This window comes from Serratia sp. PF-27, assembly GCF_030053255.1.
Lineage (GTDB): Bacteria > Pseudomonadota > Gammaproteobacteria > Enterobacterales > Enterobacteriaceae > Serratia > Serratia bockelmannii.
The window spans coordinates 764983-779835 of the sequence record NZ_JASGBT010000015.1 but is presented as its reverse complement, the minus strand read 5'-3'; the positions used below and the strand labels follow the sequence as shown (position 1 = coordinate 779835).

14 protein-coding genes are annotated in these 14853 nt (G+C 57.7%); 7 read left to right on the top strand and 7 right to left on the bottom strand.

Going from position 1 to position 14853, the window contains the following annotated elements; all coding sequences use genetic code 11:
* Nucleotides 1-46 precede the first annotated feature (46 nt).
* The 3 genes from QMZ29_RS08550 (at nucleotide 47) to ycgN (ending at nucleotide 2293) form a co-directional block, all read left to right on the top strand.
* Nucleotides 47-1009 (top strand): lytic murein transglycosylase, encoded by a 963-nt coding sequence (locus QMZ29_RS08550; RefSeq protein WP_230201412.1) that lies wholly within the window; start codon nucleotides 47-49, stop codon nucleotides 1007-1009.
* A 58-nt stretch (nucleotides 1010-1067) separates the two neighbouring features.
* On the top strand, nucleotides 1068-1724 hold the full coding sequence (locus QMZ29_RS08545; protein ID WP_261424870.1) for a fumarylacetoacetate hydrolase family protein: 657 nt from the start codon (nucleotides 1068-1070) through the stop codon (nucleotides 1722-1724).
* Nucleotides 1725-1846: 122 nt separating this feature from the next.
* Nucleotides 1847-2293 carry a cysteine cluster protein YcgN gene (gene ycgN, locus QMZ29_RS08540; protein WP_025303110.1) on the top strand — a complete coding sequence of 149 codons (447 nt, stop codon included), beginning with the start codon at nucleotides 1847-1849 and terminating at the stop codon, nucleotides 2291-2293.
* Between the two features lie 120 nt (nucleotides 2294-2413).
* Here the strand turns inward: ycgN and QMZ29_RS08535 are convergent, their stop codons facing one another.
* From QMZ29_RS08535 to nhaB, 3 genes are all read right to left on the bottom strand, one after another.
* Entirely contained in the window at nucleotides 2414-3175 is a 762-nt protein-coding gene (locus tag QMZ29_RS08535; RefSeq protein WP_049209184.1) for an aspartyl/asparaginyl beta-hydroxylase domain-containing protein, read from the bottom strand.
* A gap of 640 nt (nucleotides 3176-3815) precedes the next feature.
* Complete coding sequence (gene dsbB / locus QMZ29_RS08530) at nucleotides 3816-4346, bottom strand: disulfide bond formation protein DsbB (protein ID WP_004932277.1); 531 nt, start codon at nucleotides 4344-4346, stop codon at nucleotides 3816-3818.
* 119 nt (nucleotides 4347-4465) lie between these two features.
* The gene (gene nhaB / locus QMZ29_RS08525; RefSeq protein WP_025303108.1) at nucleotides 4466-6031 is read right to left on the bottom strand and encodes a sodium/proton antiporter NhaB; all 1566 of its coding nucleotides are present in this window, start codon (nucleotides 6029-6031) and stop codon (nucleotides 4466-4468) included.
* A 242-nt stretch (nucleotides 6032-6273) separates the two neighbouring features.
* Here nhaB and fadR point away from each other — a divergent pair, with 242 nt between their 5' ends.
* Entirely contained in the window at nucleotides 6274-6993 is a 720-nt protein-coding gene (gene fadR, locus QMZ29_RS08520) for a fatty acid metabolism transcriptional regulator FadR (RefSeq protein WP_025303107.1), read from the top strand.
* A gap of 60 nt (nucleotides 6994-7053) precedes the next feature.
* On the opposite strand, the gene QMZ29_RS08515 is transcribed toward fadR, so the two are convergent.
* On the bottom strand, nucleotides 7054-8589 hold the full coding sequence (locus QMZ29_RS08515; RefSeq protein WP_025303106.1) for a SpoVR family protein: 1536 nt from the start codon (nucleotides 8587-8589) through the stop codon (nucleotides 7054-7056).
* 296 nt (nucleotides 8590-8885) lie between these two features.
* Here QMZ29_RS08515 and zinT point away from each other — a divergent pair, with 296 nt between their 5' ends.
* Entirely contained in the window at nucleotides 8886-9536 is a 651-nt protein-coding gene (gene zinT / locus QMZ29_RS08510) for a metal-binding protein ZinT (RefSeq protein ID WP_025303105.1), read from the top strand.
* A gap of 45 nt (nucleotides 9537-9581) precedes the next feature.
* Here the strand turns inward: zinT and QMZ29_RS08505 are convergent, their stop codons facing one another.
* A complete protein-coding gene (locus QMZ29_RS08505) occupies nucleotides 9582-9899 on the bottom strand; it encodes an antibiotic biosynthesis monooxygenase family protein (RefSeq protein WP_025303104.1) in 318 nt (105 codons plus the stop codon).
* Nucleotides 9900-10437: 538 nt separating this feature from the next.
* On the opposite strand from QMZ29_RS08505, the gene QMZ29_RS08500 reads away from it, so the two are divergent.
* A complete protein-coding gene (locus QMZ29_RS08500) occupies nucleotides 10438-11742 on the top strand; it encodes a D-amino acid dehydrogenase (RefSeq protein WP_049295776.1) in 1305 nt (434 codons plus the stop codon).
* Between the two features lie 76 nt (nucleotides 11743-11818).
* Nucleotides 11819-12892, top strand: a complete 1074-nt coding sequence (gene dadX / locus QMZ29_RS08495; RefSeq protein ID WP_197769170.1) for a catabolic alanine racemase DadX — start codon at nucleotides 11819-11821, stop codon at nucleotides 12890-12892.
* Nucleotides 12893-12900: 8 nt separating this feature from the next.
* Here dadX and QMZ29_RS08490 read toward each other — a convergent pair whose 3' ends face one another.
* Both QMZ29_RS08490 and QMZ29_RS08485 read right to left on the bottom strand, forming a co-directional pair.
* Complete coding sequence (locus QMZ29_RS08490) at nucleotides 12901-14094, bottom strand: multidrug effflux MFS transporter (RefSeq protein WP_025303101.1); 1194 nt, start codon at nucleotides 14092-14094, stop codon at nucleotides 12901-12903.
* An 83-nt stretch (nucleotides 14095-14177) separates the two neighbouring features.
* Nucleotides 14178-14732, bottom strand: coding sequence for a 3'-5' exonuclease (locus QMZ29_RS08485; protein WP_038629407.1), 555 nt, complete (start codon nucleotides 14730-14732; stop codon nucleotides 14178-14180).
* Nucleotides 14733-14853 lie beyond the last annotated feature (121 nt).

Genomic DNA, 14853 nt, shown 5'->3' with positions numbered 1-14853 from the left:
AAGAAGAATTGTATTGGCCGCCTGGCTGACGTTGGGCGGGGTGCTGATGCCGGGCGCAGCGCAGGCGGCGCAGGAGACGACGCTGGCGACGAGCGGCCGGGATCCGGCGCAGTTCCCGGCGTATGTCGAACAGCTCAAGCGCCGGGCGCGGGAGCAGGGCATCAGTCAGGCCACCCTCGACCGCGCCTTTGCGCAAATCCATTTCGTCGATCGGGTGATCAAGGCCGATCGCAATCAGCCGGAGCAGAAGGTAACCCTGGATGACTATCTGCGGCGGGTGATGACGCCCGTTAAAGTGCGCCAAGGGCGCGAACTGTACCGGCAGCGCCACGCGCAATGGACGCGCGCCGGCGAGCGCTATCGGGTGCCGGGGCGCTATATCATCGCGCTGTGGGGCATGGAGAGCGCCTACGGCAAGATTCAGGGGCGGGAAGATGTGGTGTCCGCGCTGGCGACGCTGGCGTTTGAAGGGCGCCGCGAAGCCTTTTTCAGCCAGGAGCTGATGGCGGCACTGCAGATAGTCGAGCAGGGGCACGTCGGCGATACACCGCTGAAAGGTTCCTGGGCCGGCGCGATGGGGCAATGCCAGTTTATGCCGAGCTCTTTCCTGCGCTATGCGGCGGACGGTGACGGTGACGGGCGCATCGATATCTGGAACAACATTGATGATGTCTTCGCGTCTACGGCCAGTTATTTGTCCAAAGAGGGCTGGCAGCCCGGCATCGGCTGGGGGCGTGAGGTCAAACTGCCCGCCGGTTTCAATCGGGCCGAGCTGGGGTTGAAAGACGCGCAGGCGCGCAGCGTCAACGCCTGGCAACAACGCGGGGTGCGTCGTGCGGATGGCAGTGCGTTGCCGCATGCCGTTCAGCGCGGTTGGATCATTGCGCCGGATGATATGCAGGGCCGGACGTTCCTGGTCTATGATAATTTCCGCACCCTCATGCACTGGAATCGCTCTTACTATTTCGCTATCGCCGTGGGTATGATGGCGGACGCGATCGGACATTGATCCGGCACACCAATAATCGGCTTGGCGCGCCAAGCCTCTACAGTTTGGGAGAAGCGGTATGTATCAACATAGAGACTGGCAGGGTTCGCTGCTCGATTTCCCGGTGAACAAGGTGGTTTGCGTCGGCAGTAACTATGCCGATCACATCAAGGAAATGGGCAGCGCGGTTTCCGTCGAGCCGGTGGTATTCATCAAACCGGAAACGGCGCTGTGCGATATTCGTCAGCCGGTGGCCATCCCCAAAGAGTTCGGTGCGGTGCATCATGAGGTGGAGCTGGCGGTACTGATCGGCACGCCGTTGAAACAGGCCAACGAAGATCGCGTTGCGCGGGCGATCGCCGGCTACGGTGTGGCGCTCGATCTGACGTTGCGCGATTTGCAGGCGGGCTTTAAAAAAGCCGGCCAGCCGTGGGAAAAGGCCAAGGCCTTCGACGGTTCCTGCCCGATGTCGGGGTTTATTCCGGTGGCGGAATTCGGCGATCCGCAAAACGCCGAGCTGTCGTTAACCGTCAACGATCAACTGCGCCAGCAGGGCAATACGCGCGACATGATCACGCCGATCCTGCCGCTAATCAGCTATATGAGCCGTTTCTTCACGCTGCGCGCCGGCGACATTATCCTGACCGGCACGCCGCAGGGCGTGGGCCCGATGGCTTCCGGCGACATGCTGAAAATCAGCCTGAACAGCAAAACGCTCAGCACCCGGGTGATCTGATTTCTCCTTGCCGCCGGCGGTGTCGGCGGCAAAGCTTGCATCTTGTGGCTAAAATGTCTATATAGTCCCCCCTCGAACCTGTGCGCAGGTGACTTATCCATTTACCGAAACCGGACGCTAACATGTCACAACTCGCTTTTTGGCAACAGAAAACGCTGGCGGAAATGTCAGAACAAGAGTGGGAATCGCTGTGCGACGGGTGCGGGCAATGCTGTTTGAATAAGCTGATCGACGAAGATACCGACGAGATTTATTTTACCAACGTAGCCTGCAACCAGCTCAACATCAAATCCTGCCAATGCCGTAACTATGAGCGGCGCTTCGAGCTGGAAGAAGACTGCATCAAACTGACGCGCGAGAACCTCACCACCTTTGAGTGGTTGCCACCGACCTGCGCCTATCGCCTGATCGGTGAAGGCAAGCCGCTGTTCCCCTGGCATCCGCTGCTGAGCGGTTCCAAGGCGGCAATGCACGGCGAGCGCATTACGGTGCGGCATATCGCGGTGCGTGAAAGCGAGGTGGTGGACTGGCAGGACCATATCCTCAACAAGCCGGACTGGGCTAGGTAAAGGCGGGCGCCTGCAGAGCAATACGCGTTTTCATGCAAGAGGGCGGCGTGTTCAGACATGCCGCCCTCTGCGTTATTGAGCTAACCAACGGGTGTGGGGCTCATGGCATAAGCCGCCATTTCACGCTTTTTTGTCGCGGCGATGCCAGTTAGCCAGATTTTTCAGCGGCTGCTTCACATACGGGCTGGCCTTGATCAGGCTGAACAGCAGTTTATTCACCGCCGTACCTACTTTGTCCATTGGCCGGTCGATATCGAGAAACAGCACAGCGCGCAGTTCGTCGGTATCATTGCGAACCTCGTGTTCGTAGGAATCATCAAACAAAATCACCTTGCCTTCATCCCAGTGCAGAATTTGGTCGTCAACGCGGATCCAGAGCTTTTCCCGATCCTTTGGCACGATTAATCCCAAATGCGCGCGCACCACGGCACGAGTCGGGCCTTTGTGGGGGACGATGTGATAGTGCGGCTTAAGGATCGAAAACATGGCGGTGCGCATGCCGGGGATCTCGCTGACCGCCTGTGCGGTCTGCGGGCAAATGGCGCAGTTCTCATCAACCCGCTGCCCGTAGACAAACAGCCCGAAGGTTTTCCAATTATCCCCTTTGGAGATGCGTTGCTGATCCGGTGATATTTGGTGGAACGCGGGGATATCCTCCGGGTGCTCCAGCAACCGATCCAACTCCTCGCGAATGGCAGGCCAACGGGCTTCCAGCGCCGTCACCCAATTAAATTCATGATTACCGATCCGCGGCGTGGTGGAGATCAGCGAATGGCGAGTCTGAAATTCGCCGTTCCAGCGCAGGAATTTTTTCCCGGCTTTGAGCAGCATGCGCCGCAGGAACGGGCGCTGAGACGAAGGGGGCAATGTGGTATCCGGCATAGTATCGTGTCCTTGATGTCATTGGCCTACTGCATTCAGCATAAGGAAAGAATCACGAACGATTTTAATCATTAGTGCGCGAACGGTGGCCGATGAGTGATACCGCGCAGAGTTAAATTTGAATGATTTATTTAAAGGTAGCGGGGACTGACGGTTGGGGGCAGAAGGAAAAAAGCCCCTGCAAAGATGAGGGGCAAGACACACAACAACACCAGGGAAATCGGTAGTACTCACGTTGCCGATACTATAAGGATTTTATGGGTAAACTTCACCAAAATATTGTGCTCTGAATGTGACAAAGGCGCAGTCGTTCATAAGTAACGGTAATTTATTGATGCTCGAAGGTTGAAAGGAAGGGCCGGTTTTAGCCGCAGGTATTGCAGAAGTTTAATGTTATGTAAATTACGTGCTGAACTGAGCCGGGATGCTTCTTTTTAAACGATAAGTTGGGTAATTTGGCCGCTCTCCCGCAAGTTCGAGAGCATAACAATGAAAATGGTCCGTCTGTTTGCCGTAGCTGGAGCGCTAATCGTGCTCGTTTACTTCCTTACACATACCTGAAATGGGGTTATCTCTGAATTTGACAGTAATACCCTAAAAAAACGGCGCCTGGTGGCGCCGTTTTTTGTTTGTCTGCCGTTCAGCGGCCGAACAGATCGCGGCGGCGTGGGCGGACAAACTGTGCGATCAGTACAATCAGCGCCACCAGCAGATAGGCGCCGAAGATACCAACCAGCCATTGTGGCATTTCCAGCGTCAGGAACTGCCATTGACGCACGGAACAGTCACCGGAAGCGTGGAACACCGCCGGCAACCATTTGTCCAGCGGCAGCCAGGACGGGAAGCTGACGAAGAAATCGCAGGTATTGAATGGCGAAGGATGCAATTGGATCATGGTGTGCTTCCACGCCAGCTGTACGCCTTCCCAGGCGCTGTAGATCCACAGCAAGATCGCCGCGTAGCGCAGCGGGGTTTTCGGCGCGATAGCGCCTACCAACGAGGCGCCGAGGATGCCGAATAGCGCGCAACGCTCGTAAATGCACATCACGCACGGCTGCAGCAGCATAACGTGCTGGAAATAGAGCGCGACCAGTTCCAACACCAACGCTGTCAGGGCCATCAGCAGCCAGGCGCCGCGTCCTTGTGAACAGCGGTTAAAGAATTGCAACATATCTAGATTCTTCCATGCAGTAAGCAATTGAACCGGCAGTGTAAACCAATTCCCCCTCGCTGCCAGCCACTTGGGCCGGTTTCAGCGTAAAAATATCGGTTCACCCTGCCGGCGCCGTCTCAGTGGCTGACGGTGTCGATGGGCGGCAGCGTCAGCCAATGCCATTGCGTCAACAGCTCGGTCGCCGGCTCCAAAGTGAACTGGACGCACAGCAGGCCAACTACCGTCAACACCACCGTATAAGGCAGGGCCATCCAGACCATGCGGCCATACGACAGACGCACCAGCGGCGCCAATGCCGACGTCAGCAGGAACAGAAACGCCGCCTGCCCATTAGGGGTGGCGACCGAGGGCAGGTTGGTGCCGGTATTGATGGCGACCGCCAGCAGCTCGAACTGCTTCAGCCCGATCGCGCCGGTTTCCAGCGCGGTGCGCGCCTCGTTGATGTAAACGGTGCCGACGAACACGTTGTCGGAAACCGACGACAGCAGGCCGTTGAACAGGTAGAACAGCGAAAGCTGAGAGGAGGGCTCGGCGCGCAGCACAAACTGGATCACCGGGCTGAACAGGTGCTGTTCGATGATCACTGCGACCACGGTGAAGAACACCGTCAGCAGAGCGGTGAATGGCAGCGCTTCCTGGAACGCTTTGCCGATGGCGTGCTCGTCGTTCACGCCGCACAGGGAGGTGGCGAGAACGATGACCGACAGGCCGATCAGCCCAACTTCTGCCAGATGGAAGGCCAACGCCAGCACCAGCCAAACGCCGATCAGCGCCTGCATCACCAATTTAAGCCGTTCTTGTTTGCTACGGCCTGCGCTGGCCTTGCGGTCATACTCTTTCAGCACGTCGCGCACCGCTCCCGGCAATTGCGCGCCGTAGCCAAACAGGCGAAAACGTTCTACCAGCCAACACACCAGCAGGCCGCACACCAACACCGGCAGCGTGACCGGCGCCATACGCAGGAAGAAATCGATAAAACCCCAGCCCGCGTTTTTGGCGATAATCAGGTTTTGCGGCTCGCCCACCATGGTCATGACCCCGCCGAGCGCGGTGCCGACGCCGGCGTGCATCAGCAGGCTGCGCAGAAAGGCGCGGAATTGCTCCAGCGTCTGTTTGCGCTCTTCGCCGGTAAAATCACTGTCATCGCCAATGTCGCCGTCAGGGCGGTTTGACGTCACGTTGTGATAGATGGAATAGAAACCGGTGGCCACGCTGATCACTACCGCCACGACCGTCAGCGCGTCGAGGAAGGCAGAAAGGAAGGCGGCGGCCAGGCAAAACGCCAGCGACAGCAGCGTTTTCGAACGGATGTTGAGCAGCAGCTTGGTGAACACGAACAGCAGCAGCTGCTTCATAAAGTAGATGCCTGCCACCATAAAGATCAGCAGCAGCAACACTTCCAGATTATGTTCGATTTCCTGCGAAACCTGCGCCGGGCTGGTCATGCCGATGGCCACGGCCTCTAGCGCCAGCAGGCCGCCCGGCAGCAACGGGTAGCATTTCAGCGCCATCGCCAGGGTAAAGATGAACTCGACCACCAGCAGCCAACCCGCAATAAACGGGCTGGCGAAAAAGAACACCAGGGGGTTGATCGCCAGAAAAATGAGAATGGTCAGTTTGTACCAGTCGGGAGATTGCCCCAGAAAATTTTTGAGCAGGGCGCTGCGCAGGGTTGTTTCCATTGTCCTCTATGCATCCTTAATCAGTCGTAGCACGTACCCTAACAATGCGGTGGGGGCGTGTGCAACCGGAGCTTGTTTTACGGCGGCAAATTTCCTTCGGCCGGTGTTTTTGCGCGTTTTTTGCCACTTTATGCACACTTTCGTTTATTGTTTTTCGCTCACGCTATGTCATGTCAGCACGATCTGGTATGATGAGCTGATTACTTTTACTGATTTTATCGTCGCAACGGAACGTCAAACACATGGTCATAAAGGCGCAGAGTCCTGCCGGTTTCGCGGAAGAGTACATTATTGAGAGTATTTGGAATAATCGCTTCCCCCCTGGCTCTATTTTGCCCGCGGAGCGTGAGCTTTCGGAGTTGATTGGCGTCACGCGCACTACGTTACGTGAAGTGTTGCAACGTCTGGCCCGCGATGGTTGGTTGACCATTCAGCATGGCAAACCGACCAAAGTGAACAATTTCTGGGAAACGTCCGGCCTCAATATCCTTGAGACCGTAGCCCGTCTCGATCACAAAAGCGTCCCGCAGCTGATCGATAACCTGCTGTCCGTGCGCACCAATATCGCGTCGATCTTTATTCGCGCCGCGGTGCGCAATCATCCGGAACAGGCCCAGGAAGTGCTGGCGAAAGCCGCCGAGGTAGAAGATCAGGCAGACGCGTTCAATCTGCTCGATTACGAGATCTTCCGTGGTTTGGCGTTCGCTTCTGGCAACCCGATCTACGGCTTGATTTTCAACGGCCTGAAAGGGCTGTACACCCGCGTGGGCCGTTACTACTTCTCCAACCCGGAAGCGCGTAAGCTGGCGCTGACCTTCTACAGCAAGCTGTCCACGCTGTGCCATGAGAAGCTGTACGACCAGGTGATGGACACCGTGCGCAACTACGGTAAAGACAGCGGGGCGATTTGGCAGAGCATGCAGGGCACCATGCCGAGCGATCTGACCGAAGCGCGTCGCTGATTGCGTATTAATGAAATTAAGAAAGGGCGCCATTTTGGCGCCCTTTGTCGTTATGGCGGATTACAGCGGCGTTGGTCGCGGCGGGCACCGATCGAGCAGCTCCACGCTGCCGTCTTCGTTTTGCTGTTCTAGGATCACGTCGAAGCCCCACAGGCGGTGCAGGTGCTTCAACACGTCGCGACGGCTTTTATCCAACGGCGCACGCTCCTGTGGGATATAACGCAATGTTAGCGAGCGGTCGCCGCGCAGGTCCACGTTCCAGATCTGAATGTTCGGCTCGTGATTGCTCAGGTTGTATTGTGCAGACAGCTCCTGACGGATCGCCCGGTAGCCGGCCTCGTTGTGGATCGCGGCAATTTCCAGATAGTTGTTGCGATCGTCGTCCAGCACGGTGAACAAGCGGAAGTCGCGCATCACTTTGGGCGACAGGAACTGGCTGATAAAGCTCTCGTCCTTGAAGTCGCGCATGGCGAAGTGCAGTGTCTCCAACCAGTCTTTTCCGGCGATGTCCGGGAACCAGTAGCGGTCTTCCTCGGTCGGTGATTGACAGATGCGCTTGATGTCCTGGAACATGGCGAAGCCCAGTGCATAAGGGTTGATGCCGTTATAGTACGGGCTGTTGTAAGGCGGCTGATACACCACGTTGGTGTGGCTGTGTAAAAACTCCAGCATAAACCGCTCGGTCACACGGCCCTCGTCGTACAAATGGTTGAGGATGGTGTAGTGCCAGAAGGTGGCCCAGCCCTCGTTCATCACCTGAGTCTGTTTTTGCGGGTAGAAATACTGGCTGACTTTGCGCACGATGCGTAACACCTCACGCTGCCAAGGTTCCAGTAGCGGTGCGTTCTTCTCGATAAAATAGAGGATATTTTCCTGCGGTTCGCTTGGATAGCGACGAGCCTGCTCCGGCGACTCTTCGCGCTCGACGCGTGGCAGGGTCTTCCACAGCGTGTTCACCTGGCTTTGCAGATATTCTTCGCGGCTTTTCTGGCGCGCTTTCTCTTCCACCAAGGAGATTTTCTGCGGGCGTTTGTACCTGTCGACGCCGTAGCTCATCAGTGCGTGGCAGGAGTCCAGCAACCGTTCCACTTCTTCTACGCCGTAGCGTTCTTCGCACTGGCTGATGTAGTGACGGGCGAACAACAGATAATCGACGATGGAACTGGCGTCGGTCCAGCTGCGGAACAGATAGTTATTCTTGAAGAACGAGTTGTGGCCATAGCAGGCGTGTGCCATCACCAGCGCCTGCATGGTGATGGTGTTCTCCTCCATCAGGTAGGCGATGCAGGGATTGGAGTTGATGACGATTTCATACGCCAGCCCTTGCTGGCCCTGTTTGTAGCGCTGTTCGGTTTCGATGAACTTCTTGCCGAAGGACCAATGGGTATAGTTGATCGGCATGCCGACGCTCGAATAGGCGTCCATCATCTGCTCGGAGGTGATCACCTCGATCTGATGGGGGTAGGTGTCGAGCCGGTAATGCTTGGCGACGCGGTCGATCTGCTCCAAATACACCTGCAGCAGTTCGAACGTCCAGTCCGGTCCATCGCTCAGACGTTTATCATCCTTAACCTTTTCATGTGTTGAAGTAGTCATCAGCGCACCCTCATTATTCACGGGTCTTGCTCAAACGGCAGACCCTGTAACAAGCATAGTTCAAGTCATAATTAATCATTGCAAATCAGTGAAATAAAAATGCCGGTACGCAAAGGCGCGAACGGCGCTCAATTCGACGCCCGTCCTGGCAGAAGGCGGCACAGCACCGCGCGTCTTCTCCGAGTATAGCCCTGCGGCAAGGGCGTGCAACACATGCCTGTTGTACGACAGGGATTGAAAATTGTTATGTTATATTGTAACTTTTCATTTTCTCAATAACGGACAAGGAGCGCATTTTGGCGAGGCATTTTGGCAAAGTGGCGGTGGCGCTGGCAGCGCTGTTTATCAGCGGGCAGGCGTTTGCCCACGGGCATCATTCACATGGCAAGCCGCTGACGGAAGTGGAAAAAAAGGCCGAGGCGGGCGTGTTCGACGATAAGGACGTCAAAGATCGCGACCTGGCGGATTGGGAAGGTGTGTGGCAATCCGTGTACCCTTACCTGCTCAATGGGGATCTCGATCCGGTGTTCAAGAAGAAAGCGGCGCAGGATAAGAGCAAGACCTTCGCAGAAGTGAAGGCGTATTACCGTAAAGGGTACGCCACCGATGTGGATACCATCGGTATTGAAAACGGCGTCATGGAGTTTCACCGCGGCGACCAAGCCAGCGCTTGTCAGTATAAGTACGCCGGGCATAAGATCCTGACCTATGTCTCTGGTAAAAAGGGCGTGCGTTATCTGTTCGAATGCCAGGAAGCCGGCAGCCTGGCGCCGAAATTCGTGCAGTTCAGCGATCACATTATCGGCCCGCGCAAATCGGCGCATTTCCATATCTTTATGGGCAACACCTCGCAGGAAGCGTTGCTGAAAGAAATGGATAATTGGCCGACTTACTACCCATTCCAACTGCAGACCAAAGAAGTCGTGGACGAGATGCTGCATCATTGATTCCCCCGCTCCCGCGATCCCAAGCCCGCTTAGGTGGGCTTGTCCTCAGTCAAACGGTCTGACTTGCAGATAATCGTCCGTCACTTCCATTTCAAACAGCGTTTTATCCGCCAGCAAGGTCGCACGCATTCGTTCCCGGGCTTGCCGGTAGCGTTCATCCAACTGAATATCACCGGCGCTTTCCCATGCGACTCGGCTTGGCCATTGCGCATAGCCGATAAACTGCCCGCTCACATCCTGATGCAGGCGCGAGCCCAGGCTGCCGCGCTGCAGATAGATACCTTGGGTCAATTCAAGCCAGGCCTGGCGAAAGGCGTGTTCGTGCCCGGTTTTGACTGAAAATTGGTAGATGGCGATGAACATAAGGCGTTCTCCACGATAGCGACAGTGTGAACTTTAGGCGTTGCTTCTGGCGTTAACGTTCATATCGTGCTGCAGCGTTAATGTAAACGGGCGGGCTAAGGGCTCGGGTGTTTTATTCCAGCACTGAAAGCAAGGTTAACGGTAGCTGTAATTTTACGCGATTTTTCTGCTGCGGAGGGAGGGGGCTCTCTTTGTTTGTTATGTTGGAATTTTTTATTTTATTGGTTTTTTGTTCTGCTTATGTATTGGCTGGTATTTTTATATTCTGTTAAATCAATGTTGCTTATTACGCCTTTTTTGATTGCTATCATTGATAGCATTGCTATCTATTCAGCGGCGGTTTGACGCCATAGGCCCCTCTAAACCGCATCTTATCGCTATTTTCAGGTGGCTATTGCAAATGCATGACCTATCGACGATAAATTAATTGTGAATATTGTCACGTTTGATGACGAAGTTGTTGGACGGATTTTTTCACTGAGTTAATTTCCTGTGAGCAGAAGATTATGCTTTGTGAAGCCTTAGGCTGGAGTCAGCGATGCGAGTGGTAATTTTAGGTAGTGGAGTGGTGGGCGTAGCCAGTGCCTGGTATTTGGCGAAGGCGGGGCATGAGGTGACGGTGATCGATCGTCAGCCAGGCCCCGCACTGGAAACCAGCGCTGCGAACGCTGGGCAGATCTCACCGGGCTATGCCGCACCCTGGGCGGCGCCGGGCGTGCCGCTTAAGGCCATCAAGTGGATGTTCCAGCGCCATGCGCCGCTGGCCATCCGTCTCGATGGCAGCAGCTTCCAGCTGAACTGGATGTGGCAGATGCTGAAAAACTGCAACACCGAACACTACATGACCAACAAAGGCCGCATGGTACGTCTGGCGGAATACAGCCGCGATTGTATCAAGGCGCTGCGTCAGGAAACCGGTATCCAGTACGAAGGTCGCCAGGGCGGCACGCTGCAGCTGTTCCGCACTCAACAACAGTTCGAAAACGCCGCGAAAGACATTGCGGTATTGGAAGATGCCGGCGTGCCTTACCGATTGCTGGAAGCCGGCCAACTCGGTAGCGTCGAGCCGGCGTTGGCGCAGGTGGCGCACAAGCTGACCGGCGGCCTGCAGTTGCCGAACGACGAGACCGGCGATTGCCAGCTGTTTACGCAACAGTTGGCGAAGATGGCAGAGCAGGCGGGCGTAACCTTCCTGTTCAACCGCGGCGTCGATCGTCTGCTGGTTGAAGGCGACAAGATCGCCGGTGTCCAGTGCGGCGAGGAAGTGTTTAAGGCCGACAGCTATGTGGTGGCGTTCGGCTCGTACTCCACGGCGCTGCTGCGCGGCCTGGTGTCCATTCCGGTTTACCCGCTGAAGGGCTATTCGTTGACCATTCCTATCACCGACGAAGCGGCGGCGCCGTTCTCTACGGTATTGGATGAGACGTATAAAATCGCCATCACGCGTTTTGACCAGCGCATTCGCGTCGGCGGCATGGCGGAGATCGTCGGTTTCAATACCCAGCTGGAGCAAAAACGGCGCGAAACGCTGGAGATGGTGGTGCGCGATCTCTACCCGAACGGCGGCAGAGTGGAAGAGGCGACGTTCTGGACCGGCCTGCGGCCGATGACGCCGGACGGCACGCCAATTGTCGGCCGCACTTCGCTGAAGAACCTGTATCTCAATACCGGGCATGGCACGTTGGGCTGGACGATGGCCTGCGGCTCCGGGCAGTTGTTGTCCGATCTGATGTCCGGCATTACGCCGGCGATCCCTTCCGATGACCTGGCGGTGGCGCGTTACAGCGCCGGGTTTCGCCAGCAACACGCGGTTCCGCTGAACGACGTGCATCCCGCACGTTAATCGTCGATGTTGTCATAGACTTTTCCGGCCACGCGCAGGCGCGCGTGGCCGCTGTACGCTGCCCCAAGGAGAACCGATGCCCCGTCCGATAACCGCCACGATGCATCTCGGCGCGATTGAAAATAACCTGCAGGTGGTGCGCCGTTTCGCTCCCGGCGCCAAAGTTTGGGCGGTGGTCAAGGCCAACGCCTATGGCCACGGCATCAAACACGTTTGGCGCAGCATGGCGCAAACCGACGGCTTCGCCATGCTGGATCTGGCCGAAGCGGTGCTGCTGCGCGAGTCGGGTTGGCAAGGGCCGATTCTTCTGCTGGAGGGATTCTTCCAGCCGCAGGATCTGGCGTTGCTCGACCGTTATCGCCTGACGACGGCGGTGCACAGCGACTGGCAGCTGTCGGCGATCGCCGACGCCACGCTGAACGCGCCGCTCAATGTCTATCTGAAAGTGAACAGCGGCATGAATCGGTTGGGGTTCGCACCCGATCGGCTGCATGAGGTGTGGCGCAGGGCGCAGGCGGTTGCCAATATCGGCGAGCTTACGCTGATGAGCCATTTCGCCACCGCCGACGGCCCGGAAGGCGTGGCCCAGCAGATGGCCACTATCGAGGCAGCGGCAGTCGATATACCGTTGCCGCGCTGCCTGGCCAACTCGGCCGCCACGCTGTGGCACCCTTCGACCCACGGCAGTTGGGTCCGCCCTGGGATTGTTCTCTATGGCGCTTCGCCGAGCGGTTGCTGGAATGATGTTGCGGGGACGGGGCTGCAGCCGGCGATGACGCTGAGCAGCGAGATCATCGGCATTCAGCAACTGAAGTCTGGCGATCGCGTGGGGTACGGCGGCCGTTACAGCGCCGCCGGCACGCAGCGTATCGGCGTGGTGGCCTGCGGTTACGCCGACGGCTATCCGCGTCATGCGCCGACCGGTACGCCGGTGTGGGTTGACGGCGTGCTGACGCGCACCCTGGGAACGGTGTCGATGGATATGCTGGCGGTGGATCTGACGCCCTGTCCACAAGTCGAATTGGGCGCCGACGTGGAGCTGTGGGGGAAACACCTGCCGGTGGACGAGGTGGCCACGGCGGCAGGAACGTTGGGTTATGAGCTGCTGTCGGCGTTAGCGGCGCGGGTGCCGGTCGTCACCGAAGCCTGAGCCGCGGCTCAGGCGACTTTTTTTATCTGCCCTTTAATCTGCTTGCTGAGCCGCCGTGCGTGCAGCGCCAGCAGGCAGCCCGCCAGCATGACCAATGCCAGCGACAACTTCGGCTGCAACGGCAACGCCATCGCCACCAGCCCCAGTGCGGCACCGCCGGCCATCTGTACGAAACCGACCAGCGCGGACGCGACGCCTGCCTCATTGGAGTACGGCTCCAACGCGTAGCTGGTGGCCGGACCCATCACGAACGCCAACCCGGCGCAGGCGCTGGCGACCGGCAGCATATACGCCAGCCAGTGCGCTTGCGCCGCCGCGGGCAGCAGCATGACGCCCAGCAGCAACCCCAGACAGCCCAGCCCCATCAAAATGCCGCCGGTCGCCAGGCAAACCGGACGGCCTACCTTGTGGATGATGCGGTTGGCGAAGAAGCTGACCAGCATGATCCAGAAACCGTTGGCGCCGAACACCAGCGAAAATTGCAGCGGGGTCAGGCCGGCGGTGCCCATCAGCACGTTCGGTGCCAGGGAAACGTAGGTCAGCGCCATGCCCATCGCCCCGGAGTTCACTACCGCAAAGGAAAGGAAACGCCGTTCGCTGAGGATGCGCGCATATTGGCGTACCGGCAGCCCCTTGACCGGGACGGTGTCGGCAGGGCGGGTTTCCGGCAGGCGCAGCGCGATGAGCACCAACACCAGCAGCGCATAACCGACCAGGAACCAGAAAGGGGCTCGCCAGCCGAAGGCTTCGGCGAGCAGGCCGCCGAGCAGCGGTGCCAGCGCGGGGATGATGTTCAGCGTGCCATTGAGAAAGCCGAAGGCGCGGGCAGCGTCGTCACCATTCAGGCGGTCGCGCACGCCGCTGAAGGCGACGACGGCGGTGCAGCAAACCGCCACCCCTTGCAGCAGACGCGAAGCGATGAAAAGCGTCGGGCTGGTAGCCAGCGCCGCCATCGCGGCGCCGATCATGTAGAGGATAATGCCGGCCAGCGCCACCGGCTTGCGGCCATAGTTATCCACCAGCGGGCCGGCGATGACCTGGCCGAGGCCGAGCACCAGAATAAACAGTGAAATGGTGGATTGGATCAGCGCTTCGCTGCTGCCCAGGCCGACGGCAATGGCGGGAATGGTCGGCAGGTAAAGATCGATGCCTAATGGGCCGAGCAGCACCAGGCTGAGAAGCATAAACAGAAACTTTTGCATAACAGGAAAGGCACGTCCGAGTGACAAAGAGGGCTAGAGTAGAGACTCCGGCGACAAATGAAAAGGGGCAAAGCGGGTCAGCGCTACGCCCCCTGGCGGTAATAGAGCGCCGAGACGGCATCGGCCACGTAACGGGCCTGGTGGCGAGCATCATCCAACGCACGGTGCGGCATGCCTTCGAACGGGCGTGTCTTTTTGGGGTTAAAGCCGTGAAGTTCTGCCAACGTGATCACCGTGCGCACGTCCTGAGTATCCCAGAATTTCCACGGGCAGGGCATTTCCAGCTGCTGGAAGGCGTGTTCGAGGATCGCACAGTCGAACTCTTTGCCGTTGCCCCAGACTTTCACCGTATCGGTGCTGTTCATATGGATAAAGCGGCTGAGGCTGCTCAACACGCGTTTCAGGCTCTCGGTGCCGCCGAAGGCCTGTTTGCGCGCTTCGTCGGACTGTTTCGCCCACCAGGCAACCGTATCCAGGCTGATGGTGCGGCCCGGTTGCTCTTTCTGGCAACTGACGGCGGCTTCGAATTCGGCGCCCAGTTCCCCGGTTCGGGGATCGAAAAACACCGCCGCAACCACCAGAATGACGGCGCTAGGTTTTGTGTCCAGGGTTTCAATGTCTAACATCAGATGGTGCATCGGCGTTTCCGGTGGTAGGCGTGGTGGCTTAATATTACTACAGAACGTGCGCCGATGCGGGCCGATGCGCACATGAAATCCTTTTAAAGCGCCGCGTTCAGGTTATGATGCTCGGGATACT